The organism is Lacticaseibacillus huelsenbergensis (assembly GCF_029726355.1).
Lineage (GTDB): Bacteria > Bacillota > Bacilli > Lactobacillales > Lactobacillaceae > Lacticaseibacillus > Lacticaseibacillus casei.
Window position 1 is genome coordinate 2,445,642 of sequence record NZ_CP120687.1, and the last position, 26,672, is coordinate 2,472,313.

The window sequence follows — 26,672 nt, forward strand, 5'->3', positions numbered from 1 at the left end:
GGATAATTTCGGTATGCCTAAAATCAGTCAGTCATCAATACTCGCGTGAATACGCAGCTAGTTGGTGATTGGCTGTTTTTTTAAACAAAGTATTAGGCAAGCCTAACTTTTTGTTTTATGATAGATGCGGTACCAAAATGGCAACATTGAGGGGGCTGCTAATGGACAACTATGATAAAGCAAGGAAAGTCTTACAATCAATGGCGCTGTCTAAAATTGCACAGGAAACTGGCATCAGCATTGGCCAGATCTGGCATTATCGGGATCGCCATGAAGGCATTGAAAAGGCACCGCCGGCTTATGTGGAGCGAATTGCGCGTCTGTATCGCAAAAAACGCGTTTAAAGTGGATAAAGTTGGGGGATGTGGTAGTAGGTGAGAGGAAGTGGCCGAACGTTTTTAAGATAAGGCTCAGGAAATTAAACATCGCGACGTTGTCTTGAGCTAGGTAACTTGATTAGCTGAGACGGTGCCTGTTCGGGTTGTTGATCCGAACGTCGACAAGACCGCATGGCAAGTGTGATAGCTGCCATGCGGTCTTGTCGTTTTTTGACCTTCGGAGTAAGTGGACGCTATTTAGACACGGGTGCTACAATGGGTGAATGTATGGATTGGCGTTGGCTAATCGAATCGCGACTTCTGGGTAGCATATTATGATCAAGCGGCAGGAGGAAGATCATGGCTGAAGACTTGGAACATTTCATTAAAACAATGGCGCTGGGTATTCCAACCATCAAGCCGGATGAAAAGCGGGCTTTTCTAGGCAATTTTCGCGAACGGGTGGCAATGGCCGTGACCATTCGGCAACTGCGGGATGCCCGAATTACGGCGATGCTTGACTCGGTGCTGACGCGCTATCCCGGTTATCGGATCTTTTTGAACGGTCGGATGGGGGAGAGTTTAGTTAATCAATATATGTTGCAAGCATTGGCGCATCAATATCCCTTTACGATTATGAATCAGCCGGGAATGCGCGTCACCAAGCGTGTGTTGCCAACCGACTTTGGCTGGGTTCTTGCACATCCAACGCAAAAAATCAGTCGTCCGATTTTGTTGTAGAACCAGCAGGCATGACCACGGGATTGCTTGGCGACGGCAAACCGCACCACAATGCCATTTAGCTTTAAAAGGAGGCCCATTTTGACGCAACTTGATACTATTCAAACCACAGTCCAGCAACTGCGGACATTACTGAATCAAGGTAAAATTTTTGCAACATTGCCGGACATGCTGGGAAAAGTCATTGATAGCATCGCAACGGAATCGAAAACGCGTGTCACGATTCCGCGCGATGATAAAACCGCTATTGCAAGAATTCGAACCATTCAAAAGCGGATCAAGCAAACGAGTGATCCGAGCGTCACCGATGATGAGATTGCGTTTTTGGTGGCGCATTTAGCTAGTACAAAACCTGCTGTCCGGGACAAAGGCGTTTTTTTCTTATTTAATGATTTGTTTCAGGCGGAGGCGTTTACGAATGAGCAAGTCAAGGCGCTTTTTAAACGGTTGCAAGCGCCGGATATTTTGTTCAGTCATATCTTCGAGCCCCAAAATGATGCCGTGTTTCTGCGAAGCTTTGCGGTTATGATTTTGAGCGGTATGATTTATGCCGATCAGAATCGCTATCATATTCTCAGTAAAGCTGATTATCTGACAACCGTGCAGAATATCGGGACGTATATTCTGCTTGAAAGAGATGGCCGGGGATATGTCGAAACCAAAGGCTGGGCCCATGCATTTACGCATATTGGCAATATGTTGGAAGAACTGAGTCAAGTCGATGTTTTGCCGCGATCCGAGAAAGTTTTCTTGATGGCGGCAGTCGTGGAAGCTTGGCGGCGCATTGAAACGCCGTTAATTTTTGGCGAGGATCATCGAATGGCCTTGTATCTCAGCGGCATCACCAATGTTAACCAGTTTTATAGCGAGACGCTTTTAATGTGCCTCAAGAATTGGCAACATACGCTGGTCAATATTCGTCCTCAGGAATCTTACGCTTTTTGGGTGCGGTGGTACAACCGCAATCGTTTGTTGCAGGCACTGACATTACGCGCTGATTTGCCGCAACCGATTACGGATTATATTCAACAGATTGTCGATCTATTCTGAATGAGAGCGTGAGCTGGCGCGGTTAGAAGTCGGAGTGTAAGTGGCCTCAGGCGTGATGGCCCGATCTTGGCCATTGCGCCTGAGGTCCTTACACGCAGACTTCTGCGCCAGCGAACGCGTTTTAGCAGACGCCATCCTTAAGTAAGAGATTGGTATACTTTTTAATCTTACTAAAAGCAGGATGAAGTTGATTTGTATGGCCTATGAGTTGTAACAATTTTTGAAGGCCAGAGCAATAGAAATATTTATGGTTAAATATAAATAAACAGATATTATAGTATGCTAGTTTTGACATTGTGACCTTTTTCATTATCAAAGCTCAAAATTTAAAAAATTTTTTTACAAAAAAAGAATAAATACCGGTTGTTATTGTTAGCTTTTAAAACCAGTTATCCGTATAATTGACACTAGGTTAGGGGGAAACCCCGTGACTTCTATGTTGATTTGTTAAAAGGAACACTGGGGAGTGATAAGTGTGCGAAAGGAGCAGCAAACGCTACGGATTTTGGGGGATAAAGTCCGCTACTATCGTAAGTTAAAAGGCCTATCTCAGGCGGAACTGGCAGCAAATATCTGTACGCAAGCAACGATTAGCCTTATTGAAAAAAGAAATAAGGTTCCAAGCATGAATATTCTGATGCGACTTATTAGTCGATTAGGGATACAACTTGATGATATTGTTGTCGAACATCATGATCGGATTCAACAACTGCTTAACGCGATTGATTACCAGATTCAGCATCATCAATACGCGGTTGCGGCAGATAATCTGAGCAAGATCCGGCTGGATAAGATTAAAAGCGAAGATGATCAAAAGCGTTATTACTATTATCAAGGGATCATCGAGCTATTCAAGAACAACGCACCTGATGAGGCCATTTATTTCTTTGGTCGGGTATTAAGTCCGCTCGTCAATTCAGAGCGTGATCTATATGCCATTTTGGCAACCCTCGGCTTGGGACTGGCATATGCGGACAAGCATACCTTTGATCGTTCACGGGTCTACATTGATCAGGCATTACGCATGTTAAAACATGTGCCGCTGTCTGACAGTAAGTATCTCGATGTTGAACTGACGATTTATTGGCATATTGCGCGCGTATACTACGAACTAAGTGATTTTAAAGCCGTTTTGAAGTATACCGACCATGGTATTCGTGAAGCCGTTAAGCACGATAAGCTTTTTTTGCTTGACGAACTTTACACCTTGCAGGCCCGGGCCTTGAAATTACTTGGTAATCCGGAGGCACCTAAGAGTTATCAAATCGTCATTGCGTTTGCTCAAGTTACCGGATCCACTGCACTGGCGGCAAGTCTTGCTGCCGAAATGGTAACACAAAAGCCAAACAGCGAGACTGCATAACCGCCAGTTATCGGCAATCGTTTGGTGATATTCAAAAAATACCTGAGGCTTTCGTTCTGCATCTGCTGATGTAGCTGGCGAAAGTCTCAGGTATTTTAATGTCGTTTAAGTGTGGAGTCATTGAATGGTGAGTCGGCAACTTTGCGCTCATCATTCCAATTCGGCTTAGCGTTTAATCATCTTGATGTTGTTCGGTTGGCTTTTTGGTACTTGCCAGTGCCGGCTTGTTGGTCAAGTCAGTCCGAACCACGAGGACATCGCATAAGGCGTTCCGCGTGACATATTCGGTGACCGATCCAATCAGCAGACGTTCAACGGCGTTTAAACCAGTTGCCCCAATCATGATCAGATCGATATTTTTAGCTTTGGGGATGTCTCTGGCGATGATTGTTTTTGGTGCGCCGTATTCAATGCTGAAACTGACCTTGTCTAATCCGGCTTTTTTGGCCTGATCGACATAACCTTCCATGGTGCTCTTGGCATTTTCCGTTACTTGTTCGACCATCGCTGAATCAAAGCTGGAAACGTTCTGGAACGCTCGGGTATCAACGATATGAATAAGAATTAACTCCGCCTGATTTCGTTTGGCAACGGCAACCGCTTTTTTGAATGCTAACTCGGCTTCATATGAGCCATCGATCGCAACCAAAATATGTTGATATTGTTGTAACATTCCTCATCACCTCTATCTTCATTGTACTTGATTCCATCGGGAAATTAAATGAAAAGCGTTTCACAACTTCATTTGGGTCAGGCTGATAAAAACAAAAACTGTTGCTAAAAAAGCGCCGCTAACCAAAATGACCAAATTCGCCCACATCGGGAACAGAATCCCACCGATGATGGCGAGGATGCCGACAAGGGTGAAAAGATAGGCAAAGTTCTTGAGAAAACGCGTCATGCCCGGAGACGGTTTTTTGATAATCAGAAAGTTCTGGTAGCGATGAAGCCATGTGTAGGCTGCCAACCCGAACAAGGCGACCGCGTAAATGCACATTAAAATGATTGTCAAAGGATCAGTCCTTCCTAGCCGTTTGCTTATATTATGCCACAGCAGCAAGGAAAAGCGGTTGGCTTTTTAATATCGCCGACGTACATGAATGATCTGATTAACAACTTGCAGTTACTTGGAGGGCATTCGCTTCAGTAATGCCGCAATTTTGGCATGAAAAAAGCCGGCACGGAGCCGGCCAAAAACATGATTGGTTTTTTGTGAAAGACTAATTGGTGCCGTTTTCTTCCCGGATCGTTGAAACCCGCTGCTAGCTATGTGGGTCCAGACGTCGTAGACATTAGCCGCTAAGTGAAATAGCAGCACCGTCTATGGCTCTTCCGGTCCCAAGGTCTCGATACTGTTCGGTCAACTGATAGTTAAGGAAGCGCGAACACCTTAGAACTTTCACCGTTATAGTAGCACGAGAAGCCGCATAGGTGCAAGCGGAAACGCTTTCGTTACTTTTTCCTCAACTTTTCGGCATCACGTTGCCATTCTTCAAGTTGCTGCTGGCGCTGGGCTAGCGCGGCTTCATAACGTCCGGTGGTTTTAGGATGGTAGTACTGTTGATGCTTGAGATTATCTGGCAAGTATTGCTGCGCTACCCAGCCGTTAGGATAATTGTGCGGCAACTTGTAGCCTTGGCCATGTCCCAGTTGCTTGGCGCCGCGGTAATGGGCATCGCGCAGATCATCGGGAATCTGGCCGGCGTGGCCGCTTTCGACATCAGCCAGGGCGGCGTCAATCGCTTTGATGCCGGAGTTACTTTTCGGTGCAAGGCAAAGATCGATCACAGCATCGGCGAGGGGAATGCGGCCTTCAGGAAGCCCCAAACGTTCGGCGCTTTGAATCGCTGTTAGCGTGCGGCTGGCGGTTGCCGGATTGGCTAAGCCGATGTCTTCATAAGCGATCACCAACAAACGGCGTGTAATACTGTTCAAGTCGCCGATTGCGATTAATTGGGCGAGGTAGTGCAAAGCGGCGTTCACGTCAGAGCCCCGAATGGACTTTTGAAAAGCTGAAATAATGTCGTAATGGGCATCGCCATTGACATCTCCGGCTAACGATGGCTTTTGCAGGCTTTGCTGAATGGTCGTCAAGTCAATGGTAATAGTGCCATCGTGATCTGCCGGGGTTGATAAAACGGCGAGCTCAAGACCATTGAGTGCGGCCCGTAAATCGCCGTTTGTGGCATGGGTGAGGTAGTCACGGGCCTCTGGCTGTAAATCGACCTGATACTTGCCTAGACCGCGTTTTTCGTCTGCCAGTGCCCGATCAATGGCGGTGCTGATATCATCAGCCGTCAACGGTTTGACCTGGAAAATCTGGGTGCGACTGCGAATGGCGGGCTGGATATTCATATAAGGATTTTCAGTGGTGGCCCCGATCAAGATAATCCGGCCACTTTCCAGTAGCGGCAGCAAAAAGTCCTGTTTGGTTTTATCCAATCGATGGATTTCGTCTAGCAGCAAAATCACCGTGCCACTCATTTTGGCTTCTTCCGCGACAATTTGCAGATCTTTTTTAGTGTCAGTGGCAGCATTTAAAATGCGAAAAGCATATTTCGTACTGCCGGCAATGGCGCTGGCGATGCTGGTTTTCCCAGTGCCGGGCGGGCCATAGAGAATCATGGAACTTAAGCGGTGGGCACTGACCATGCGGCGGATAATTCTTCCCGGGCCGACAAGATCCTCTTGTCCGACGACTTCATCTAAATTTTGGGGGCGCATGCGATAAGCAAGCGGTTGTTGCAAAGGAATTCCTCCTTGTAAAAGTTGCGTGTAACAGTTGAGTTTGTCTTGATTAAGGTGTCGAGAAATGCAAGGAAGCTTAGCGGGCCGGGAAGCGGTTTTTCTCAACGTGGCGGCTCGCGCTCTGATTTAAACGCGCTTACCGGTGCAGAAGCCTGTGTGTAAGGACCTTGGTCGCAATGGCCTAAACCCGGGCCATCACGTCCAAGGCCGCTTACACTCCGGCTTCTAAGCGCACCGGCTCGCGCTCTTGTCTAAACGCGCTTACAGTCGCAGAAATCTCCGTGTAAGGACCTTGAAGCCTAAATGGCCAAAGCCCAACCATTTAGGCTTCAAGCCCACTTACACTCCGATTTCTAACCGCTCCTGTTCGCGCTCTTGCCTCCAGCGTGTTAATCTAATTCTAAATCATCAACTAAAGGAATGACACATTGTGAATCATTATTGGCAACTGATTCAAAAACAGCATTTATCTGATTTGGCCACGCAGACCCGGCTTGGCGTTGTGCGGACGGTGAAGCCGGTGTTACCGGAAGGCGCGCAGTTGGCTGCCTGGCCCCAATTAAGTCGGCATGCATTGGTTCAGCCATTGTCGGCCTCGACTTTACAGGTGGTAACACCATTGCTGGACGATTTTGCCGGTGTGATTGCTGAATTACGTGCAGGGCTAAGTCGCATTTGGGCAAATTTGCCTGAAGACGGGCGTCTGCCGGTTTTTTCGGAAGAGCGCGTGAATCAGCAAGTCGTTCGCATCGTTTTGCCGGAAACGTTGTTTGAACGCCTGTATACTGCGGAAAATTTTCAGGGGCAGGGTCCGGATTATGTGGCTTACCGCAATGAGGTTTACGACTTGGTGGCGAATGGTCTGATGCGCCAGTTGCCTTTACTGACGGATTTATTTGCTGCAACGCCGCTGTCTGGTCACCAAGCATTTTGGCCATCATCGGATCAGGAGCGGCAGCTGGTTCAAAAAGTGACTGATCCGGACCATCTGGATCGAACGCTGGCCTTGGATGTTATGGTCGAACTTGACCCTTATACTGCTAGTGGCATAACGTCCCAAATGCTGACCTTTTTACGGGATAGTTGCTGGTTTGCGTTGAGTCAGCCGGCGATTCCGGTCGCGGTGGCCAGCGAAGTGCGTCGCCATGCTTTGGAAGAAGCACGGAAGATTGCTGCAATGGAGCCTGCAACGCCGGTTAAGGAACTGACAGCGACCATGGATGCTATGGCCACGTGGTTGAACCATATGGGAATGACAGCGCAACAGAAGCAGGCGTTTGAACTGATGCAAACCCGTTTGATGAAACCGGAGACGACGGTTGCCGGTCAGGTTGCGGCCGCTTTTGGCGAAAAAAATGCCGCGGCCAAATCGTTAAGTGAAGAAGCCCGCACGGATTTGGCGGGCACGGACGGGTTACCGGGAATGATCGATTTGTCGGGTAATACGCAGGCGTTGGTGCAGGCTGCCATTGATGGCGGTTATCAATTTACGCTCTTGGATCGGCAACAAGGGTTGGTGCAAATTGCAACAGATACGCAAACACAAGTGATTGTCGATGGCACCATTACCAAATACACGCCGGGTAATGCCTTGTTAATTGCAACGCACCGGCATGCCGCTAAAAAACTACTTGCTGCGGCTGGAATACCGGTTGCCCGCGGTGCGAAGTTCACTCGGTGGTCAGATGCCAAGTCGGCGTTTGAGCGGAGCTTTGCACATAAAAGCATTGTGGTTAAACCGGAAGCACGCAGCCAAGGCGTTGCGGTTGAACAGTTTGCAGTTCCGCCGACTGAGAAACAATTCGCCAGCGCTTTTCATGAAGCCAACCGTTATCACGGGGTTTTAATCGAGATGATGGCGCGGGGAACGACCTATCATTTTACCATTGTCAGTCAGCAGGTCCTCAGTGTTTTGGAAACCGCGGCGGCGAATGTGGTGGGGGATGGCCGCAAAGCCATTAAAGAGTTGGTGGCACTGAAAAATGGGACCCGACCGGCTGCCCGCCAGTTGCAACTCGATGCCGCTGCTCTGCGTCAATTGAAGTTGCAATCGGTAACCCCAGAGACCGTTTTGCGTCGTGGTCAGCAGATTTTTCTGGCGACTGCAGCCCATCCGCAAACCGGTGGCGATCTTTATGATGTCATGGATGAGATTGATCCAAGTTATAAAAAGCTGGCCGTTGAAGCAGCGGCAGCTCTTGATTTGCCAGTAGCCGCAGTCGACATCGTGATTGATAATCTGTATGCTGCCTATGATCCGGATGTGGCAGGACAAGCCGTGGTGATCAGTGTCAATCCGGCACCAGACCTAACCTCACCGCAACAGCCGGATATGGGCACACCACGCTTCATTGCGCCGAAACTGTTGAACTGGTTATTTGCTGAAAAGTAACTGATGTCATAAAAAGTTTCGCCGCTCCCGTTAAACAAAAGTACTCCCGGAAACGTGCGCGTTTTTGGGAGTACTTGCTTTTATATTTTTTATTGATGTGAACCATGCCAGCGATGGTTTGCTTACAGATGCTTGAACAAATCGAAGCCGCGTTTTTTGGGTTTGGTTTTGTCTTGATCTTGATCCAGTGGTGGCAGGTCGATCGTGCTTTGGTTGATGGCTTTGTCTGAAACAATCAGCAGGCCAGCAGCTGTGTCATCAGTTTGGGCGGTTTCATTTGCCACCAGCGTAAACGGAATGTTGGCGTCGGTGAGCATTTTCATGTAAGGACCCGTGATGGCGTTATCAAGTTTACCGTTTAACAAGGCCTTGTAGCCGTGGTCATGGAAATCTTTTAGCAGCGGGGCTACTTGGTGCTGGCGTTTGGGGTCTGCCAATTCCTGGTTGGAAACGCGCAAGGCAACTCTTTCGCGTAATGAGCCCATAAACCGCCGCCGCTCATCGGGGTTGGTCTGCGGGGGACCGTAAAGTGCACTATTCAGATGTTCCTGCATGTTATCGTCTGACATGATTGATGCGTCCTCCTTCAATTGAGTTATCTGTGAAGCAGTGATGATCTAGTCACTAATCACCGCCACTTCATGTGTCTCATTGTAACATGATCTTTTGTAAAGAAAGGGATGAGAGGCCGGTGTTTACCCAAGCAGATTTCGAGGCTTTTGCAGCGCCAACGCTAGAGGCGCGAATGGCCTTAATTCGCGCGCGGCTAGATCCAAAGTTTGCCGAGGCCGCCAAGACAATTGTGCCTTTGTTGCAGGCGACCAATCACCCGATTTTTACCCATATCGCGAAACATCAGCGCCGCCATAAGAATCCGCCGCCTAACACATGGGTTGCCTTTTCCACGAGTCGCCGCGGCTATAAAATGTTGCCGCACCTTGAATTGGGCTTTTGGGATGATCGCCTGTTTTTATGGCTCGCTTGTTTGCGTGAAAGTAAAATGGTACCGCAGCTGTTGGCAGGCGTCGCACCGCTGGTCAAAAAGATGCCCGGTCAGTGGCTGATAGCTGATGACCATACCGCCAAGGCTGCGGTTGCGCTCAGTCCAACCGCGTTGACAAAGAAAATTGCGCGGTTTGAAACGGTTAAAAATGCCGAGTTCCTCATCGGACAGGTATATTTAGCAGATGATCCTATTTGGACGACCCCGGATGTCTTGTGGACAGAGATTCAGGGGCGTGTCGCTGAATTGGCACCGATATTGGATCAGCTCGTGCAAAACGTGGCGGCTTATCAGGCAAAAAAGTGATGAACTGACTGTCAATTAGCCGCGAGGAAGAAATAGAACGAAAGCTCTTAAAACCAAGCATACCGAAGTTCAGGGTGGTAAAATCACATTGAATAGGAACTCACGTTGTTTTTAAATGTCAGCCTGCATTGAGCGACTGGTAACACCTGCAAATAAGGAGAAAGCCATGCCAGATATTCGGTTTCACAGTGTCTTTGATATTATCGGTCCCGTCATGGTCGGGCCGAGCAGTTCCCATACTGCCGGGGCGGCACGTATCGGCAAAGTCGTGCATGATATTTTTGGCGAAAAACCGGAAGTCATTACGATTTATCTGTATGAATCATTTGCCAAAACCTATCGTGGTCACGGAACAGATGTGGCACTGGTCGCTGGACTACTGGGGATGGCGCCTGATGATCCGCGACTGCCGGAATCCTTGAAATTGGCATACGATCAAGGCATCAAAGTCAGTTTTGTGCCGAAAAGCGATAAGGTTGATCATCCTAACACGGCCCATATCGTCTTGCAAGCTGGCGATCATCGACTGGCGGTGACCGGCGTTTCGATTGGCGGCGGTAACATTCAGATCACGGAAATCAATGGCTTCAAGATTTCGTTGAGTATGGGCCAGCCGACTTATATCACCATTCACGATGATGTTCCGGGGATGATTGCGAAAGTGACTGGCATTTTTTCGAATGCAGGGATTAATATCGGCACCATGACGGTCACGCGAACGGCTAAAGGTAAGCAGGCAATTATGATTATTGAGGCTGATGATTATCAAGCTGATATTCTGGCGAAGTTGAAGTTGCTGCCGCACATGCGCAATGTGACTTATTTCGAGTGAATCGCATTTAAAAAGTTGTCACGAATTGCCTGATAAAGGAGCGGAAAATGTTTTATACCGTCAAAGAGCTTGTTGAGCAAAGTCATGCTTTTCCTTCTGTTGCGGCGCTGATGGTGCACACGGAAGTTGAAAATTCGACGCGAACCGAAGAGCAGATCCGCCATTTGATGAGTCGAAACCTTGAAGTCATGGAGCGATCGGTGAAGGAAGGCATTGCTGGCGTTAAAAGTGTCACCGGTCTGACCGGTGGCGAGGCGAAGAAACTGAACACCTATATTACTGACCAGCAATTTATGAGCGGCCAGCCGATTATGGAAGCAGTGCGCAATGCGATTGCAGTGAATGAAGTCAATGCCAAAATGGGACTCATCTGTGCAACGCCGACTGCTGGCTCGGCGGGTGTTTTGGCCGGGGTCTTACTGGCGATGCGCGATCGACTGCATTTGAGCCATGACCAGCAGCTGGATTTTCTTTTCACAGCTGGCGCGTTTGGCTTGGTGATTGCCAATAACGCTGGGATTGCCGGTGCGGAAGGCGGCTGTCAGGAAGAAGTCGGTTCGGCTAGTGCGATGGCCGCGGCGGCGTTGGTGACGGCTAACGGCGGCACGGCCGAGCAGGCGGCTACGGCCGTTGCGATTACCTTGCAAAATATGATGGGGTTGGTGTGCGATCCGGTTGCCGGCTTGGTGGAAGTGCCATGTGTGAAACGTAATGCGCTGGGTGCCAGTCAGGCCATGATTTCCGCTGATATGGCGCTTGCCGGGTGTATCAGTGTGATTCCGGCCGATGAAGTGATCGAAGCCGTGAATCGCGTGGGGATGCAGTTGCCGGCTACGTTGCGCGAGACGGGTGAGGGTGGTTTGGCGACAACACCAACGGGTTTACGGTTGAAGAAGAAAATCTTTGGCAAAGCATGATTGTCGAGGATAACTGAATGAAACATTCGGGCAAGGACAGCTATGATTCATTGTTGATGTCGGTGAATGGCACGTTTTGAAAAGGAGCAGACTGTGATTAATTTATACTTAGTCCGACACGGAGAAACTGCAGGTAATGTTCGCCAGTTGATTCAAGGTGTGACTAATTCGCGCTTGGATGCCCATGGCCGTAAACAGGCATTTGCTCTGGGGTTGGGCTTAAAGGCAAGTGGCTTGAAGTTTGATCGGGTTGTCTCCAGTGATCTCATTCGCGCTCAAGAAACGGCGCAACAGATTCTTTTGGGGATGGACGAAAAACAGCCAATTGAAACCAATAGCGGTTTACGTGAGGAAAATGACGGAATTTTTGAAGGTCGCGAACTCAAAGATGTTTCAGAAGAAGTTTTTGGCGTCTCGGATTACCATCAACTCGTGACAAGTGGCAAGGTGCCACTTGAGACAATTCCTGACAGGTTTCATGCCGCGGATGTGACCAATCAGGCAGAAAACACCCAACAAATTGTTTCCCGCTATGATTTGGCATTGCGCCGGATTGTCGCCGCAGCAGAAGCCGCTCATGAGACGAGCATTTTGGTCGTCAGTCACGGGACTGCCAGTTTGTTGTGGCTGCTGGCACATGGCGCGGACTTACCCAATCGCACCGAACTCACAAATGCCAGCGTCAGCAAGGTGACGTACCAAAACGGTCGCTTCAAAGTGGACTGGGTGGATAACACGACGTTTCGGGATCAGGGGTTACAAGAAGCGTGGTCACAATGATTGGATCTCAAAAAAGCTGAGAATTGATGATAATTCATGGCTCCCATACAGAAGCGAACGCACTCCAATAATGAAAAAAATGGAGGTGCGTTCGTTTTTAGCTTTCGGAAAGATAACGCGGTAGGAATATATGGATCTTAGTGCCAAGGCGGAGCAATCGGAGGCCAGATGGGCTCAGTGGTGAGATTGTACTAGCCGGGCGGTTTTCCCGGCGTAGTACAAGGCCGAGCTTAGAGACTCTGCCGGTTTTGCAGAGGCTCTAAGTCGTGCCCACCACGTTCCAGCCCAATCTGGCCGGAGATTGCGGAGTTTGGCACGGACCGAAACTTATTGCCTGTGCTTTTCCGCATTGTTTCGGTTAAAAAGATTGTGCACTATCTAAAAATAAGCAGCACGCGTATACTGATGGTGAATCAATCACTGGAGGCGATGTGCGATGAAGATGGCGCCGGAAGTCTATCTTGCAAAGTTAACGAATTTATTGCTGGCACCGGGGACGAGAACCTTTGAGCGAGAGCAGTTGTTGCGAGCAAAGCAGCAAGTTGAAGCAGGGCAAACAGTCGGAGCAAGTTGGGATCAGCTAAAAGCCAGTTTGCGGCCGCTTGCGATCCGCGATAATCTAACCCCGGATTTAGCCGATTTTTATCGAACCCAAACTGGGGATGCTGAAGCGGCAAGCGAAACTGATGTGAGTGCGCATTTTCAGCGCGATCTTGCTTATCAGGATCGGGCAATCTTTGCGGGCGGCTGTTTTTGGTGCATGGTGGAGCCATTTGTTGATAAGCCAGGCGTTGAATCGGTTGTTTCCGGCTATACGGGTGGGCACGTTGACCATCCGACTTATGAACAGGTGATCAGCGACACCACCGGCCATGTGGAAGCCGTTGAAATTATTTTCGATACCCGGAAAATGTCGTATCAACAACTTGTCGACCTTTACTTCCAACTAACGGATCCAACTGATGCCTTGGGCCAGTTTCAGGATCGTGGTGGTCATTATCGGCCGGTGATCTTCGTGCGCAATGATGACCAGCGCCGGATTGCCGAAGAAGCGAAGGCTAAGCTAGCAGCCTCGGGTCGTTACTTGCGCCCGATTGTGACAGCCATCGAGCCGGCTGCGACATTTTGGTTAGCGGAAAATTACCATCAGGACTTTTACAAAAAGAACCCGAAACGGTATCGAATGGTTGAAAAGACCCGCCAGCAGTTTCTTAAGTTTCAGCATGCACAAGGTGATTTAAGGATGCTGTTGAAACGGCGAAAGCGGGCTTAAAATAGTCATTGACGGAGGTGACACAGATGCAGGCACCTAAACGACATTGGACGGAACGCGACATACCAGATCTTACTGGCCGATATGCGGTTGTTACTGGCGGCACCAGCGGCGTTGGTTTTGCCATGAGCGCGGCATTGCTGCGACATGGCGCAACTGTGATCATTATTGGGAAAAATCGGCTTAAAGGGCAGGCAGCGGTTGAAACGTTGAAACAGCAAACGCAACGGCAAGTGATTCGTTTCATCGCAGCTGACCTGAGTGATCAAACCGCCGTGAATCAGTTGGCAGATGAGCTCCTGGCAACTTTGCCGCGGCTGGATATTTTAATCAATAATGCCGGTGTCATGATGCCGGCTGAGCGCACGGTCACGCGTGATGGTGTTGAATTGATGTGGGCGGTTAATTACTTCGCCGGGTTTATCCTCACCTTGCGTCTAGCTTCTTTGTTGGCAAAAACGCCAAATGCCCGGGTGGTCAACGTTGCTTCAATTGCCATGGGGCGACCGCATTTAACCTTTAATCAATTTGATGGGCGTGATTACCGCCCGTGGACGTTTTACGCCAACTCCAAATTAGCCCAGGCGATGATGGCGGTGAAACTCAATCAACTGTTCCATGAGGCGGGACAATCGGTCATGGTCAATGGTTCGAGTCCGGGATTGGCTGCGACCAGTCTTAAAACCATTCAGTCACGGGCAACGGCTTGGCCAATGCGGTTGGCAGCACTGAGTTTTCGCATCATGCCGTTGCTGCGTCAGTCGCCTCAACGAGCAGCATTGCCTGCGCTTTACGCCGCAACGGATGCCCATGCACAAGGCGGTGTCGTGTATGCGCCGGCGTCATGGCATGGGTTGCGCGGTTATCCGGGGCTATGGAGCTGGAACAGTCGGCCCGAATTGCATGATCAGGACTTACTAAATCGGCTGTATCGCGCATCGCGGCAGGTTACCGGCGTTTGAAGCAGGACATTTTCCAGGCGTGGTCTAAACACAAAAATATTCTCGATTTCCTGAAAAGCCGAGTTAATCACGATGAAAACGGTTTTATATATGTAGCACATGTTGTGGTAGATGCAACTATTACCACCAATATCTTGTATATGCAAGACTTACATTTCAAAAAATCTTGCGGCATAATAAAGACGTTCGTTATCATACGACGAAATTCAAGCTTAAAGGGGTCTTGTTTCGTGCAAACGTCTGGGAATTATTTTAGTTGGTTGCTGCATCAGTTAAAGGGATGGCCGCAACAAAATTATTATTTGTTTTGGTTTGCTTTTGGCTGTCAGCTCATGACGCTGGTGGATGCCAAAATAACGGCAGTAACAGTGATTACCTTCATCGGCACCACACTTGGCGTTCTTTGTGTCTTGGCCATCAACGCGACCAAAGCCGTTAATGGCTGGCTAGGTCTTTTGAGTGCCGCGTGCTTTATTTTTGTCGGGTTCACCGCCCGCAATTATCTTTCGATGTTTGAACAGGTTGCCTATGTCATCACCCTTGATCTGCCAGTGTTGATCAGTGTGCGGACCTGGAATGACGATACCAAGAATCATTTGAAGACCTTCAACTTGCAAAAGTGGGTGCTCTCGATTGGCTTTACGCTGGTTGTCTGGGCTGTCAGTGCTTACTTAATCGGCCAGTACACCAATGATCCACGCCCGATTTACGATGGCATGGCCTTCGCGATTTCGTTGACAGGCGGCATTGTTTGCTTCTTGCGTTACAACAATCAATACTTCTGGTGGTTGTTCAGCGGCATTGCGCAGCTGATTTTGTGGGCGGTCACATTTGCCCAAGGCGATGCCAGCCTGGCGATGGCCATCAATTCCAGTATTTACGTCATTAATGATATTCTTGCTTTCACGGTCAGCCCATGGTTCAATCGCGGCCGCAAGCAACTTGGGTTAAAGGCACTTTAAGTGGTGTTTTGGTAGCCGTTGTGGTAATGTTTTGATTTGTTGTCATCATTTTAATTCGGATAATTGAGGAGCGAGATTTGTGATCTACATTCTGGGTAGTATTGGTGCAGGAAAAACTTCATTGACAAAAGTTTTGTCAGAAGATATGGAAGCCCCTGCGTATTATGAAGATGTTGAAGGCAACGGCATGATTGCCAATATGTTGCAGAAATTTTATGGCGCCGGGGCGGACAGTCGCAAGCGCACAGGTGCCATGTTGCAGATTGCTTTTCTAACCTTCCGTTATCAGCAATTAAAAAAAGCCGTTACCCAGGAAAATGCCATTATGGATTCATCGCTTGAGTCCGACTTTGTGATGGCGTCACAGTTACATAAGCATGGTGAAATCGATGATGTCGATTACAATGTTTATGTCACGCTGTCACAGGAGATGCAAAGCAACGTCAACGGTAGTCCGTGGAACGGTATGCCGGATTTGGCAGTTTATCTGAAAATCGATCCAGACCACGAGCTTGATGAGATCCAAAATCGCGGTCGAGATATGGAAGATATTCGCCAAAAACCGGAGTTGGTGGATTATTATCGGCGGGTGAACACCGCGTATCAAGAGTGGGCTAAAGGTTACACTCGATCGTCCATGATTACGGTGGATCGCGATCGCTATGATTTTATCCATTCCGCGGCTGATCGCGCCACAGTGCTTGATCAAATTGAAACCAAGTTAGTTGATTTGGGTAAGCTGTCGCCTAAAGAATTTGACGCCTTACAAGCCAAGCACGCAGCCGGCCCGATCTCGAAATTTGCTTGATCGATCGTTGGCTTTAACAATTACGATATTAACAATGGTCTTCGGTACGCTGACTCGAGTTCGGGTAGGTTGCTGAAAGCCTTTTTTGTATCGCCGGTTTGTCTGCTGCCTTGGAGGACTTGAGTGAAGATGCCCGCGCTTTTGCTAGAACTTGCCCGCCGATTGTCGCCAGTTACCGTTGTTGCGTAGCTTTTATGCTATGCTTAATGAAACGATGACATTAAATCAAACGGAGCGTCATTATCTGCACAGCGTGACTTTTTTGGAGGAGGCAATTTTTCGTGGCGATTTACGATCAACACATGCACACTTTATACTCATTTGACTCTGAAGCTCAATTGCGCGATTATCTGGCGCAAACCAAGGCGCCGGTTGTGACCACTGAACATCTGGAATTCGATAATCCTGACGATGGCGGACGCGATGATCTACCGGATTATGCCGGGATGGTACGGACTCAAGCAGCCCTTGCCACGAATTATCATAATGAGTTGCTGCTGGGTATTGAGGCCGGCTATTTTGCCCCAGCCGAACCCCGTCTGCGCGACTATTTGGCGCATCATGACTTTGATCTTACGTTGTTGAGCTTTCATCATGATGGCAAACATGATTATTTGGATACGCAGATCGCAACACTACCACCCAAGCAAGTGTTGACGGACTATTTTTCACGCATGTTAACTGGTATCCAACGCTTTCATGATGCTGACGTGTTGGCGCATTTTGATTATGGCGTGCGGCAGTTTGAAATAACGCCGGAGCAGTTAGAAGCGTGGGGAAAAGCGGCACTTGATCAGATTTTTGCGATTGCCGTGGATCACGACCTAGCGTTGGAACTAAACACAAAGTCCATGTATAAGTGGCACAATGCGTCCTTGTATGATCTGGCCATCACCTGGTATCAAGCGGCAGGTGGACATTTGTTTACAATCGGCAGCGATGCACACGAAGGTCCGCACTATGAGGCTAATTTTGCGCAGGCGTTGGCCATGCTCAAACGTCATGGCGTCAAAGAGATCGCCACTTATCGCCATCACAAGCGAACCATGGTGCCTATCGAACCGCCAGTGATTGACGCAGATAATGCGTATTGATCAATAATGAAAACACTAAAAAGCCGGCTCGCGCATCGGAGTCGGCTTTTGGTTTACTTCAAATAGGCATAGACAAAGTTAAAACTGTTCCCGGGACTGGTTTTGAGATCGTGCATTTTCGGATTTACCATCCGGGCGGCGACGAGCTGATAAAGCGGAATGGCGCCGGCCTGATTGACTAACAGTTGTTCGGCTTGCGTCATGTCTTTGAACCGCGCTGTCGGATCATTCGCATCAGTTGTGTTGGCCTTGGTCATGAGCTTATCATAGTCGCTGTTTTGCCATTGACCGTGGTTGTACTCACTCGTGCTAGTGAAAAGATCCAGATACGTGTTGGGATCGGGATAATCGGCACCCCACGTACTCAGAACCATATCAAAATTGCGGTCTGACGCGCGTTGTTGGCGATTTTTGGCCGGCACACTGGCGATACTAATTTTAAGCCCCGGCAGATTTTCCTGTAACGTTCCCTGAAGATACTCTTGTGTAGCTTTAACCGCATCAACATCATCACCGAGCAATTCAACACTGACGCTCTTGAGGCCGGTTTCCTTCAACCCTTGTTCCCAAAGTGTTTGGGCCTTTTTCTTGTCGTAAGACGTGACAGCTTTAGTGCCTTTAGCGACGGCGGTTGCGAAATCTGTCGAGCTATTTGGCAACTGGCTGAGGTCGGCAGGCGTAATACCGCGGGCAACGATCGAGCCGTCAGCGAGCACATTTTTGACAAAAGAATCACGGTTGATCGCCATTGAAATTGCTTGGCGAATTTTAGTGTTCTTAAAAGCCGGCACCTTATTTTCATTCAACTCCAAAAAGTAAGTGCGCGCCCGCTTGTTGGCAACATACCCAGTTTTACCTTTTTGCTGAGCAGCGAGCTGACCGGTTAACGTGGCATCATCCAGTTTGCCGGTATGATAAAGGTCAAGCGCGGTATTGCTGTCTTTGACAACCTGAACATCGATTTGCGTCAGGTGAACGTTCTTTTTATTCCAATACTGGTTATTCTTGACTTCCACCCATTTATCGCCGGTTCCGCTCCAGTCCTTAGATTTAAAGGCGCCATTGGAAAGCGTGTAAGCAGACTTGGTGCCGTATTTGTCGCCCCATTTTTGAACCTGTTTGGCCGGTTGCGGGAAAAAGGCGACGTTGTTCAATAGACTATTGAAATATGGGATGGGATGTTCCAAGGTAACTTCCAGTGTTTTGTCGTTAAGCGCCTTGACGCCCAACGTTGACGCAGGTTTCTTTCCAGCGCGAATGTCATCGGCGTTTTGAATGCCAGAATACATGTTGGCCTGCGATGATTTCGTGGCTGGGTTAACCGTGCGCTGCCATGCGAAAACAAAATCCTGAGCGGTCACCGGCGAGCCATCGCTCCATTTTGCATTTCGCAGTTTAAACGTATAGGTTAGCCCATTATTGGTTGGCTTGACGATTTTCGTTGCCATCGCCGGTTGTAAATCATGTCCTTCATACTTATAAAGGCCATTCATGGTGTCAATGATCGCTTGCCCAGAGACGCCTTCGGATGCTTTGCTAGGGTCGAGCGTTTGTAAAACATCCGATTCCATTCGGTGCCAGACCTGCTGCTTGCTCGCACTAGAACTGGTTTTAGCTGATGACTGGCCGCATGCAGCCAGAACCAGAGTCAGTGCAGCGGTCATCATCACGAGCCATTTTTGTTGCGTTTTCAAAGCGAGCCCCTCCATTTCGTAAACTGCTTTTAGGATAACAAGATACTTACAAAAAGCAAGCGTTTTATCTTGATGGACGGGAACCATAGGCTGGTTCAAACTTGAGTCAGGATTTCTCATATCAAGATTTCAGACTAATGGCGGATATCTTAGATGGAAACTAATGTTAATATAAAATAAATCGTAATCAGATTAGAGGGTAAACCTTGGTGTTAATACGGATTGTTGTTTGGAAAACTTATGACAACGTAAAACCAAATAAGCCTACATATCAGCGATTTGGAAAACATTGGTAAGATTAACAGCAGTGAGAAGGGAATGGTAAAGATGATTAAAAAACTACAGTCACTACACGATTACGTTAAGAAAAATTACGAGGCCGGTAAGTACGATGCATCGGCAAATGAATATAAACAGTGGACGGAGGATTATCAAGCCGCCGCCACAACGAGTGGACATGCAGATGATGACAGTGATTTTGACATGGGTTACCAGCAAGCGATGACCGATCACGACCATGGATTTAGTTTTCGAAATTACCCCGAAGCTGCGATTGATTTTGGGAACCTTGTCTCGGGCAATCGGATGCATGAAGTTGCCGATTTTATCAAGGGCTATAATGCGGCTAAGAAGGATATTGTTGAAAAAACTCAATAATTCCAGAAGATTCTTTCATTCCACAATCATTGAAAAAATCAAGAATTCAGGAGAGCCGTTGCTAATGCGACGGTTTTTTTGATGATGTTTGTTCATTTACTTGCTGGAAAAACGTCAAAAACTTTTCTGCTACTTTTGATAGTGGCGTATTTTTTGTCCAAATGAGCGCCATTTGTGTCGCAAGCTTAGGCGAAAAGGGCACAAACTTTAATGACATTTCTTCTTGGTTCAGGAGCCGACTGATGCCGACTACGTAACCCAATCCCGCCTCTGCAAGTAATCCAGCATTATAGATTAAATTGTAACGAGCGACAATTTGGCTTTCGGAAAAATGATGACCGGCCCATTTTTGCAACATTTCTACGACCGATTGTCTTTCTGAAACAATGAGTGGGTACCCGCTTATCTGAGGGGCGGAGATACCAGGCAAACTAGCCAAGGGATCATTAGTTGGTATAAGTAACCCCCAAAGATTTTCGCCGTTAATTTTGCTAAAAGCATATTTGTAAGTGTCAGTTGGATCAATCACAACGCCAAAGTCCAACAAACCTTGATCAAGTCGTTCCATAATTTCGTCGGCATTACCGCTATAAAGTTGCAGCTGGATGCTTGGGTATGCGACTAACAGTTGTTTAACGGCGCGCAGGACGGTGCGGTTGAGATGGGATTCGCCCAGACCGATTGCCAAATTGCCACCGATGATATTTTCATCCGTGATATCGGTAATTGCAGTTTCTGTAAGATTAAGAATCTGGCGCGCACGATTGACCAAATAGGTACCATTTGCCGTTAGACTGATCGCCCGGCGCTTGCGCTGAAAGAGTTTGGTGCCAAGCTCGGCTTCAAGTTCTTGCATTTGTCTGGACAAGGCGGGTTGAGAAATGTGAATCTTATTGGCTGCGGCTGTGATGGTGCCCGCGTCCGCAATGGCCACGAGGTAACGCAAAGTTCTTAATTCCACTGAGAAGCCCCCTAATGAAACGATCTGCCCGGATGGAAACAAAACTTCAGACGAGATGAATCGGGACAGATTGTTTCGTTTGAGATTTTGTCTTTTCGGTTGGTGAACGCATGTTAATTTTAAATATAGAAAAAACACATAACGTAACATGTTATATAAGCATTATACATTTTTAAACGTCTGACCGATAATGGAAGAAAACATAAGAAGGCACAAGCAATGAACGATAAAGATCAACAAGCAGGCATTTTTGGATTAGGTGCGGTTAATAGCGCGTATCAACAATATTTTACTGGAAAAAGTTATCTGAAAAGTTTAGCAAATGCGTCCGATGGCGTTGACGTGTACGTGTCCAATGTGACTTTTGAACCCGGATGCCGGAATAACTGGCATATTCATCACAATGGCTTTCAAATCTTATTAGTTACGAGTGGTGAAGGTTGGTACCAAGCGGCCGGTGAACCTGCACGCTTATTACGTCCAGGCGATGTCGTCACGATACACGAAGGCGTCAAACACTGGCATGGGGCGGCTAAAGATAGTTGGTTTAGTCACGTGGCAATTACCAAAGGGACCAGTGAATGGTTAGAGCCAGTCTCTGATCAAGCTTATGCACAACTACGGGAGGTAAAGTAGCATGGTGAAACAAACAGCCGGACGCAAACAATTGGGTGAATTTGCACCACAGTTTGCGGCTCTTAATGATGACGTGTTGTTCGGCGAAGTCTGGTCAAAAGAAGATGAACTATCTGTGCGCGATCGTAGTCTCATTACGATTGCGTGCCTCATGACTAGCGGCGATTTTCCGCAACTAAAAGCACATCTGCGGATGGGCAAGGAGCATGGCATCACCAAGAAAGAAGTGGTTGCTGAAATTACCCATCTAGCCTTTTATGCAGGGTGGCCAAAAGCTTGGTCTGCGTTTGCTCTGGCAAAGGAAGTCTATGGGGAATGATTAGATTGGCGCGCGATTGACTAAAACAATGGATTTTATCAGCTAAAAATTGGCAAAGACTTGGTGGCCGTGAGCGACTGAGGCTTTGCCTTTTTTCTGTGAATGGGGTTGTCATCGGAATTCAGAAGAACTACGCTAGTTCTATGGATATCGAACAAAAAGACGAGAAAATTGCAAACATTTTTAAAGTCCTTGGTGAACCGCATCGCATTGAGATTTTGCGGATACTTTACCACGCGGGACGAGAGCTGACGTGCTCGGAGGTTAGTGCGCAGCTTAATTTAAGTAAATCAACGGTCTCGTATCATTTTCGCGCCATGCGATTAGCGGGGTTAACACATACACGCCAAGTAGCCCAAACCAAGTATTTATCTATCAACGAGGCAACTTTTGATCGGTTTTTACCAGGCTTTCTGGCGACACTTTAATTTTTTGTCTGTTAGTTCGATATTCATCGAATAAAGGGAGATGCACAATATGCTTAGGTTATTTTACGCATCAGGCACCAGTGCAATGGCGCCGCATATTTTATTGACAGATGCTGGTCTAGATTTTGAGACAGAAAAGGTCAACTTGGATCGCAAAACTTGGCGAGGCGGCGATTATAATCAAATTAATTCCAAGTCATATGTGCCAACGTTGCAAATTTCGCCGACAAAATATTTGACTGAATGCGCTGTGATATTGGAGTTTATAGCCTTAAAAGCTAAGAGTGATTATCGCAGCTCAGAGGAGAGTATGGCTTACTGGCAGGAACGCATGTGGTTAAATTATATTGCGACCGAATTGCACAAAAATTTTATATCACCATTTCGCCGTGGTAATTGGCTGCCGAATACTGCGGATTCAAAAAAGTTGGTGTGGCAGCGTGTGGTACCGCGATTGCAGTATGTTGAGGAACGTCTTCAGGGGCCATGGTTGATGGGTAAACGGTTTTCGATGGCGGATCCGTATCTATTCGTCATGACTAACTGGATGCGGCGGCTAGGCTTTTCGTTTGATGGGTTGCAGAATTTACAGGCGTTTGACGAATCAATGCGTGAGCGGCCTAGTGTGCAGGAGGTTCTTAGAGTTGAGGGGAAGCCGCATAGCGTCACGGATGTATAAAAATGGATAAAGCTATTTTGAAACCTGTTAGTTGTTTAGCGGCATTGCGGTATAAGTTTGAGTGTTTTTGGGAACCGATCCGAGATATGATCAGATCATCTATCTTTATAAAGTATTGAATTCTAAATGGTTTGAGGTTTTTCCGATGTTGTGAATTCTTCTGAATTCTTGTCTGGTATTAGGAAGTCGTAGAACGAATGATTTAAACAAAAAACTAGGAGCGATTATCCTCAAAAATTAAGATAATCGTTCCTAGTTTCTTGTTTGCATTTAATACCTGTATCAATTCATTTTGCTGACACGCTTTTCAACATTGCTTTCTAGCATGAAAGGTAATGCAAACTCCTTAACTAACCTTGCATCATCAACTACTGTTGAAGTATCAGTATTATAATATTGACTTGATTCATCTCGGACAGCTGAAAACCAGTTGAAGGACCCATCCACTAAAATATGACCATCGATCACAACTTGCTTGGAGTGAACTCGAAATGGCGAATCAACGACAGTTGCCCCAGACTCTTGGAGGAAAGCGACACCCAAATTAAAGTTGTCCATTTGATCAATATAATGTGGGCTGTTTTTATTATACATTCCACGACTCGAGTAGATGTTAACTTGAACACCTTGTTCTGTGGCCCTTTTTATAGCCGCAAGCAAAGGTTTTGCACCTTGTTTAATGGATCGGCCGGAAATATAAGGAGAGTTTATATCGACCTGTCTTGAAGCGCGTAACAAGTGCTGAATCAACCAGTTATCATGCTTATCAGCGCCAATCAGTCGCGTTGTGACTTCCGAGGCTTTAAAATATGATGCACCCCGCAATTCATTCTCTTCATGTGCGAATAGCTGGCGTGCAAGTTGAGATGATGGTGCTGTCCCGTTAGTTGATAAAATATCTGTATTTCCAAAATATAGAAAGCTATCCTTGGCTCTTGATACTGCCACATTTAGCATGTTAACGCCACGATCAAAAAAGAAAGAATTGCTCGCTGTATCATATACAGGGGAGAAAATAATAATGCGACGTTCCGCTCCTTGCAGAGCATGAACTGTTCCGACAATGATTTCCTCTTCATCCAAGTGTTGACGGGTCAGTGCTTTTTTGATTTCTATTGTTTGTTCCTTAAAGGGGGTAATGATTGCGACAGTTTTCCCCAATAACTGATCGTGCTCGTTATACAAGGAAAGCAGCTTGTTTTTCCGTTCACTTAACCAAGAGGCGATAGCATCTGCTTCGCGCTGATTGTATCGACTGCCGTTTCTTGAAGTGGCGTGACCAAAGAGGTGGGCATAGCCCATTTGTGGCAAATGGACTTCAGTTGTTGCTGCCGGTTCTTTGCGCATTGAAATAAGTCTACCGTTATAGGCGAGTGAATTAAAGTAGTTCATAATCTGTGGCAAGCAACGGAAATGTTCGCGCAGTAGTAGACCACTATCTGACTCTGAGTCTCCAGTAAAGGCACTTTGATTCTGAGCAAGTGTCATTAAATCTCCTGTTGAGACTGTAAAACCATTATCCTTCATAACCTTTGCTTCCGACTCAGTGAACCCACCGAGGTTTCTCATATTTGCCTCATCAACATTTTCTTGGATGCTCCAGATGGGTTGGATTTGTTTCGTGTCACCAACCGCGAGGAATCTTTTGGCAAGTGCTAGGCTGGCAACGGCTAGCTCAGGGCTTACTTGTCCTGATTCGTCAGCAATTAAAAGGTCAATGGCGTTGAACAAAGGTGTTTTTTGGTCCATGAAGAAAGCATCAACTTGATAAAACGTACCAACGAAGCAAGGTGTTAACATAGCTCGTAATTGCCATTGCTGGCGTAATTTGGAAAAGCTATCGTTTGGCTGAGTTTCTGATTTCGGCTGAACAACATTCAGTAACCATGTTGCCTCCCAATAATGGGTCGCTAAAAGAAATGCTAAGTACCGCAACTTAGTATCGATCTGTCCGTTAACTGAATCTGAGTCAATATTATAGCGTTGACAAGCTTGCATAAATGTCGTCTTCGCTGTGTTAATGGCATCTAATTTAGATTGTGCATCATCAATCTGTGCTTTGACCCGTTCATTTGTTTTCCTTTCCTCGTCCAATTCAGTTTCCGGATTAGAATTTGCCGGTTTACCTTTCAAATGCAAATAAGATGCTTTTCTTTCAGCCTTGCGCCGCGGACCTATGAGCGGGAGATAATCAAGCACACCTGATTGTTGATTATCATAATCAAGCCAGTCTGCCAAGAACTTTTCAGCGGCCGTCAACCTATTGTTGCTGCTAGCCAATTCTTTTTCCAGTGAACTAAGCGTCGTTGTCAAGGTAATTATTTTTGAATCGTTGTCAACATATTGCCCGCTTGCAATTGTTTGTATATCCTCGACAACTTCTTGAAGAAGTTTATGAAGGCTACTTTGACTTTGTTTTAAGGAATGGCGGTGGTTAGGAAATACAGTGGAGAACTTATTAAGAAACTCTTCCTTCGCTTGTTCTAGATAGTCAGCTTGAATCATCTGATCTAGGTAGTCAGTATTATTTCGAGAAATGGCCGCAAATTCTTTGCTACTCTCCGCAAGCTTGTCGGCGGAAACGAGATAAAGACCATACGTGTCGTGTTATGTTTTGGTAACCAATGAGAAGCTAATATGGCTTTGTTTGACCTAGCGCCTTGGTACGTTGACGTGTTGGGAAGATAAAAGCTGTCTAAATTTGAATCATCTGAAGTATTGGACTTAAAACTGCGGATAATGTTTGTTACGGCTTGATTATTAACTGAAGAAGCGACACAAATTGGGGGCATAGTTTGCTTGACTGCTGCTTTAATCCACTCAGTCGCTACAACACTTTGAATGAGTGTCGTTTTTCCCGTGCCAGGAGGACCGCTGACTGCAAGAGTTTTGCCGTCTGATGTTGCATCAAAATAGGCTAGAGCATCGCGTTGGGTGGCCGTGATGCCATACTTCGGCGTCATCTGACCTAAATGATGCGAATAATGCGTTTGAATTTCACTTTTTGACAGTGAAACGTCCTTTTGATCGGAAGAAATTTCCGGGTTCAATGAATCTAGCAATGGCAGTGATCTTTTAGTCTCAATAATGACTTGATAAAGCCTTTGAATCCAGAATGACATGCCAGTTATCTGGCCACCAAGATTAATACGACATATTTTGGGCATTGATGCGTGAAATTGTTGGCCACTGGTATATTCCAAGGTGTTAAAATCTGATATTCGTTTTCCAGTTAAGTCTTTGAACAGTATCTCCGTTTGCTTGACATAATCTGTCCACGACAAATCGTTGAATGCCCCTCCTTTGATCCCCTCAAAATACTGGCTAACATCCGCAATTGGCCGGTAAAGGGAGGACACGGTTGAGTCTTCAATAACTGGAGACATAAGATCACGTGGGATCCAAGGTGTTGCATACTCCTCGTGTTCCAATTGCCCACTAGCATTTATGGTGGCAGGAATAATAATGGGGAAGATAACCCGATTATAGACTGGAATAACAACTGGTGTGATGAGAATATCCAGCGAATCTTGCGTTTTAAGTTTCTTCACAATACTGGCGTTGAGTGAGTTCATCTTGCTTGCAGCAACATGTCCTTCACGGAATTCCTCGTAAGCAATATCGAGATGAGGACTTTTAGCAGCATTACCACTTATTAGCACGCTCTGACGCAAACTTTCAAGGTAGTAGTTTGCTAGCTTTTTTCTATCAATCATTTAATCTCCCCCACGATGCACATAAAATGACGCG

Annotated in this window: 27 protein-coding genes; 19 read left to right on the forward strand and 8 right to left on the reverse strand. The window is 47.0% G+C overall.

What is annotated here, in order from left to right; translation table 11 throughout:
• Window positions 1-161 precede the first annotated feature (161 nt).
• The 4 genes from LHUE1_RS11325 (at window position 162) to LHUE1_RS11340 (ending at window position 3,471) form a co-directional block, all read left to right on the forward strand.
• Entirely contained in the window at window positions 162-344 is a 183-nt protein-coding gene (locus tag LHUE1_RS11325) for a hypothetical protein (RefSeq protein WP_025012620.1), read from the forward strand.
• A 333-nt stretch (window positions 345-677) separates the two neighbouring features.
• Complete coding sequence (locus LHUE1_RS11330; protein ID WP_010488839.1) at window positions 678-1,058, forward strand: DUF1694 domain-containing protein; 381 nt, start codon at window positions 678-680, stop codon at window positions 1,056-1,058.
• A gap of 81 nt (window positions 1,059-1,139) precedes the next feature.
• Entirely contained in the window at window positions 1,140-2,108 is a 969-nt protein-coding gene (locus LHUE1_RS11335) for a DUF2785 domain-containing protein (RefSeq protein WP_049169590.1), read from the forward strand.
• A 475-nt stretch (window positions 2,109-2,583) separates the two neighbouring features.
• Complete coding sequence (locus LHUE1_RS11340; RefSeq protein WP_279280253.1) at window positions 2,584-3,471, forward strand: helix-turn-helix domain-containing protein; 888 nt, start codon at window positions 2,584-2,586, stop codon at window positions 3,469-3,471.
• A gap of 172 nt (window positions 3,472-3,643) precedes the next feature.
• Here the strand turns inward: LHUE1_RS11340 and LHUE1_RS11345 are convergent, their stop codons facing one another.
• From LHUE1_RS11345 to LHUE1_RS11355, 3 genes are all read right to left on the reverse strand, one after another.
• Window positions 3,644-4,144: a universal stress protein gene (locus tag LHUE1_RS11345; protein WP_010488833.1), complete on the reverse strand. Its 501-nt coding sequence runs from the start codon at window positions 4,142-4,144 to the stop codon at window positions 3,644-3,646.
• A gap of 60 nt (window positions 4,145-4,204) precedes the next feature.
• Complete coding sequence (locus LHUE1_RS11350; protein ID WP_049169588.1) at window positions 4,205-4,483, reverse strand: hypothetical protein; 279 nt, start codon at window positions 4,481-4,483, stop codon at window positions 4,205-4,207.
• A gap of 440 nt (window positions 4,484-4,923) precedes the next feature.
• On the reverse strand, window positions 4,924-6,219 hold the full coding sequence (locus tag LHUE1_RS11355) for a replication-associated recombination protein A (RefSeq protein ID WP_049169587.1): 1,296 nt from the start codon (window positions 6,217-6,219) through the stop codon (window positions 4,924-4,926).
• A gap of 427 nt (window positions 6,220-6,646) precedes the next feature.
• Here LHUE1_RS11355 and LHUE1_RS11360 point away from each other — a divergent pair, with 427 nt between their 5' ends.
• A complete protein-coding gene (locus LHUE1_RS11360) occupies window positions 6,647-8,611 on the forward strand; it encodes a glutamate--cysteine ligase (RefSeq protein WP_191978403.1) in 1,965 nt (654 codons plus the stop codon).
• A gap of 122 nt (window positions 8,612-8,733) precedes the next feature.
• On the opposite strand, the gene LHUE1_RS11365 is transcribed toward LHUE1_RS11360, so the two are convergent.
• Window positions 8,734-9,180, reverse strand: coding sequence for a YueI family protein (locus LHUE1_RS11365; protein ID WP_277848255.1), 447 nt, complete (start codon window positions 9,178-9,180; stop codon window positions 8,734-8,736).
• A gap of 89 nt (window positions 9,181-9,269) precedes the next feature.
• Here LHUE1_RS11365 and LHUE1_RS11370 point away from each other — a divergent pair, with 89 nt between their 5' ends.
• From LHUE1_RS11370 to LHUE1_RS11410, 9 genes are all read left to right on the forward strand, one after another.
• Window positions 9,270-9,920, forward strand: a complete 651-nt coding sequence (locus tag LHUE1_RS11370) for a DUF1054 family protein (RefSeq protein ID WP_065425660.1) — start codon at window positions 9,270-9,272, stop codon at window positions 9,918-9,920.
• A 166-nt stretch (window positions 9,921-10,086) separates the two neighbouring features.
• A complete protein-coding gene (sdaAB, locus tag LHUE1_RS11375; protein WP_049169583.1) occupies window positions 10,087-10,752 on the forward strand; it encodes an L-serine ammonia-lyase, iron-sulfur-dependent subunit beta in 666 nt (221 codons plus the stop codon).
• Between the two features lie 47 nt (window positions 10,753-10,799).
• Entirely contained in the window at window positions 10,800-11,669 is an 870-nt protein-coding gene (gene sdaAA / locus LHUE1_RS11380; RefSeq protein ID WP_049169582.1) for an L-serine ammonia-lyase, iron-sulfur-dependent, subunit alpha, read from the forward strand.
• Window positions 11,670-11,762: 93 nt separating this feature from the next.
• Window positions 11,763-12,449 carry a histidine phosphatase family protein gene (locus tag LHUE1_RS11385; RefSeq protein WP_049169613.1) on the forward strand — a complete coding sequence of 229 codons (687 nt, stop codon included), beginning with the start codon at window positions 11,763-11,765 and terminating at the stop codon, window positions 12,447-12,449.
• 442 nt (window positions 12,450-12,891) lie between these two features.
• Complete coding sequence (gene msrA, locus LHUE1_RS11390) at window positions 12,892-13,722, forward strand: peptide-methionine (S)-S-oxide reductase MsrA (protein ID WP_049169041.1); 831 nt, start codon at window positions 12,892-12,894, stop codon at window positions 13,720-13,722.
• 26 nt (window positions 13,723-13,748) lie between these two features.
• Window positions 13,749-14,684: an SDR family NAD(P)-dependent oxidoreductase gene (locus LHUE1_RS11395; RefSeq protein ID WP_049169040.1), complete on the forward strand. Its 936-nt coding sequence runs from the start codon at window positions 13,749-13,751 to the stop codon at window positions 14,682-14,684.
• A 230-nt stretch (window positions 14,685-14,914) separates the two neighbouring features.
• Complete coding sequence (gene pnuC, locus LHUE1_RS11400; protein ID WP_010488807.1) at window positions 14,915-15,646, forward strand: nicotinamide riboside transporter PnuC; 732 nt, start codon at window positions 14,915-14,917, stop codon at window positions 15,644-15,646.
• Window positions 15,647-15,725: 79 nt separating this feature from the next.
• Complete coding sequence (locus tag LHUE1_RS11405) at window positions 15,726-16,454, forward strand: deoxynucleoside kinase (RefSeq protein ID WP_049169039.1); 729 nt, start codon at window positions 15,726-15,728, stop codon at window positions 16,452-16,454.
• Window positions 16,455-16,735: 281 nt separating this feature from the next.
• A complete protein-coding gene (locus LHUE1_RS11410; RefSeq protein ID WP_049169038.1) occupies window positions 16,736-17,548 on the forward strand; it encodes a PHP domain-containing protein in 813 nt (270 codons plus the stop codon).
• Window positions 17,549-17,601: 53 nt separating this feature from the next.
• On the opposite strand, the gene LHUE1_RS11415 is transcribed toward LHUE1_RS11410, so the two are convergent.
• Window positions 17,602-19,242, reverse strand: a complete 1,641-nt coding sequence (locus LHUE1_RS11415; protein ID WP_049169037.1) for a peptide ABC transporter substrate-binding protein — start codon at window positions 19,240-19,242, stop codon at window positions 17,602-17,604.
• A gap of 327 nt (window positions 19,243-19,569) precedes the next feature.
• On the opposite strand from LHUE1_RS11415, the gene LHUE1_RS11420 reads away from it, so the two are divergent.
• Entirely contained in the window at window positions 19,570-19,899 is a 330-nt protein-coding gene (locus LHUE1_RS11420) for a hypothetical protein (RefSeq protein WP_049169036.1), read from the forward strand.
• Window positions 19,900-19,960: 61 nt separating this feature from the next.
• On the opposite strand, the gene LHUE1_RS11425 is transcribed toward LHUE1_RS11420, so the two are convergent.
• Complete coding sequence (locus tag LHUE1_RS11425; protein WP_049169035.1) at window positions 19,961-20,860, reverse strand: LysR family transcriptional regulator; 900 nt, start codon at window positions 20,858-20,860, stop codon at window positions 19,961-19,963.
• Between the two features lie 219 nt (window positions 20,861-21,079).
• Here LHUE1_RS11425 and LHUE1_RS11430 point away from each other — a divergent pair, with 219 nt between their 5' ends.
• The 4 genes from LHUE1_RS11430 (at window position 21,080) to LHUE1_RS11445 (ending at window position 22,922) form a co-directional block, all read left to right on the forward strand.
• Complete coding sequence (locus LHUE1_RS11430; RefSeq protein WP_277848256.1) at window positions 21,080-21,496, forward strand: cupin domain-containing protein; 417 nt, start codon at window positions 21,080-21,082, stop codon at window positions 21,494-21,496.
• A gap of 1 nt (window position 21,497) precedes the next feature.
• Window positions 21,498-21,815 (forward strand): carboxymuconolactone decarboxylase family protein, encoded by a 318-nt coding sequence (locus tag LHUE1_RS11435; protein WP_049169033.1) that lies wholly within the window; start codon window positions 21,498-21,500, stop codon window positions 21,813-21,815.
• 143 nt (window positions 21,816-21,958) lie between these two features.
• Window positions 21,959-22,243, forward strand: coding sequence for an ArsR/SmtB family transcription factor (locus LHUE1_RS11440; RefSeq protein WP_049169032.1), 285 nt, complete (start codon window positions 21,959-21,961; stop codon window positions 22,241-22,243).
• Window positions 22,244-22,292: 49 nt separating this feature from the next.
• On the forward strand, window positions 22,293-22,922 hold the full coding sequence (locus tag LHUE1_RS11445) for a glutathione S-transferase family protein (protein ID WP_049169031.1): 630 nt from the start codon (window positions 22,293-22,295) through the stop codon (window positions 22,920-22,922).
• 282 nt (window positions 22,923-23,204) lie between these two features.
• Here LHUE1_RS11445 and LHUE1_RS11450 read toward each other — a convergent pair whose 3' ends face one another.
• Together LHUE1_RS11450 and LHUE1_RS11455 are read right to left on the reverse strand one after the other, a co-directional pair.
• Window positions 23,205-25,427, reverse strand: coding sequence for an AAA domain-containing protein (locus tag LHUE1_RS11450; RefSeq protein ID WP_241484796.1), 2,223 nt, complete (start codon window positions 25,425-25,427; stop codon window positions 23,205-23,207).
• Window positions 25,428-25,432: 5 nt separating this feature from the next.
• A complete protein-coding gene (locus LHUE1_RS11455) occupies window positions 25,433-26,638 on the reverse strand; it encodes a P-loop NTPase family protein (RefSeq protein ID WP_241484795.1) in 1,206 nt (401 codons plus the stop codon).
• Between the last annotated feature and the right edge of the window lie 34 nt (window positions 26,639-26,672).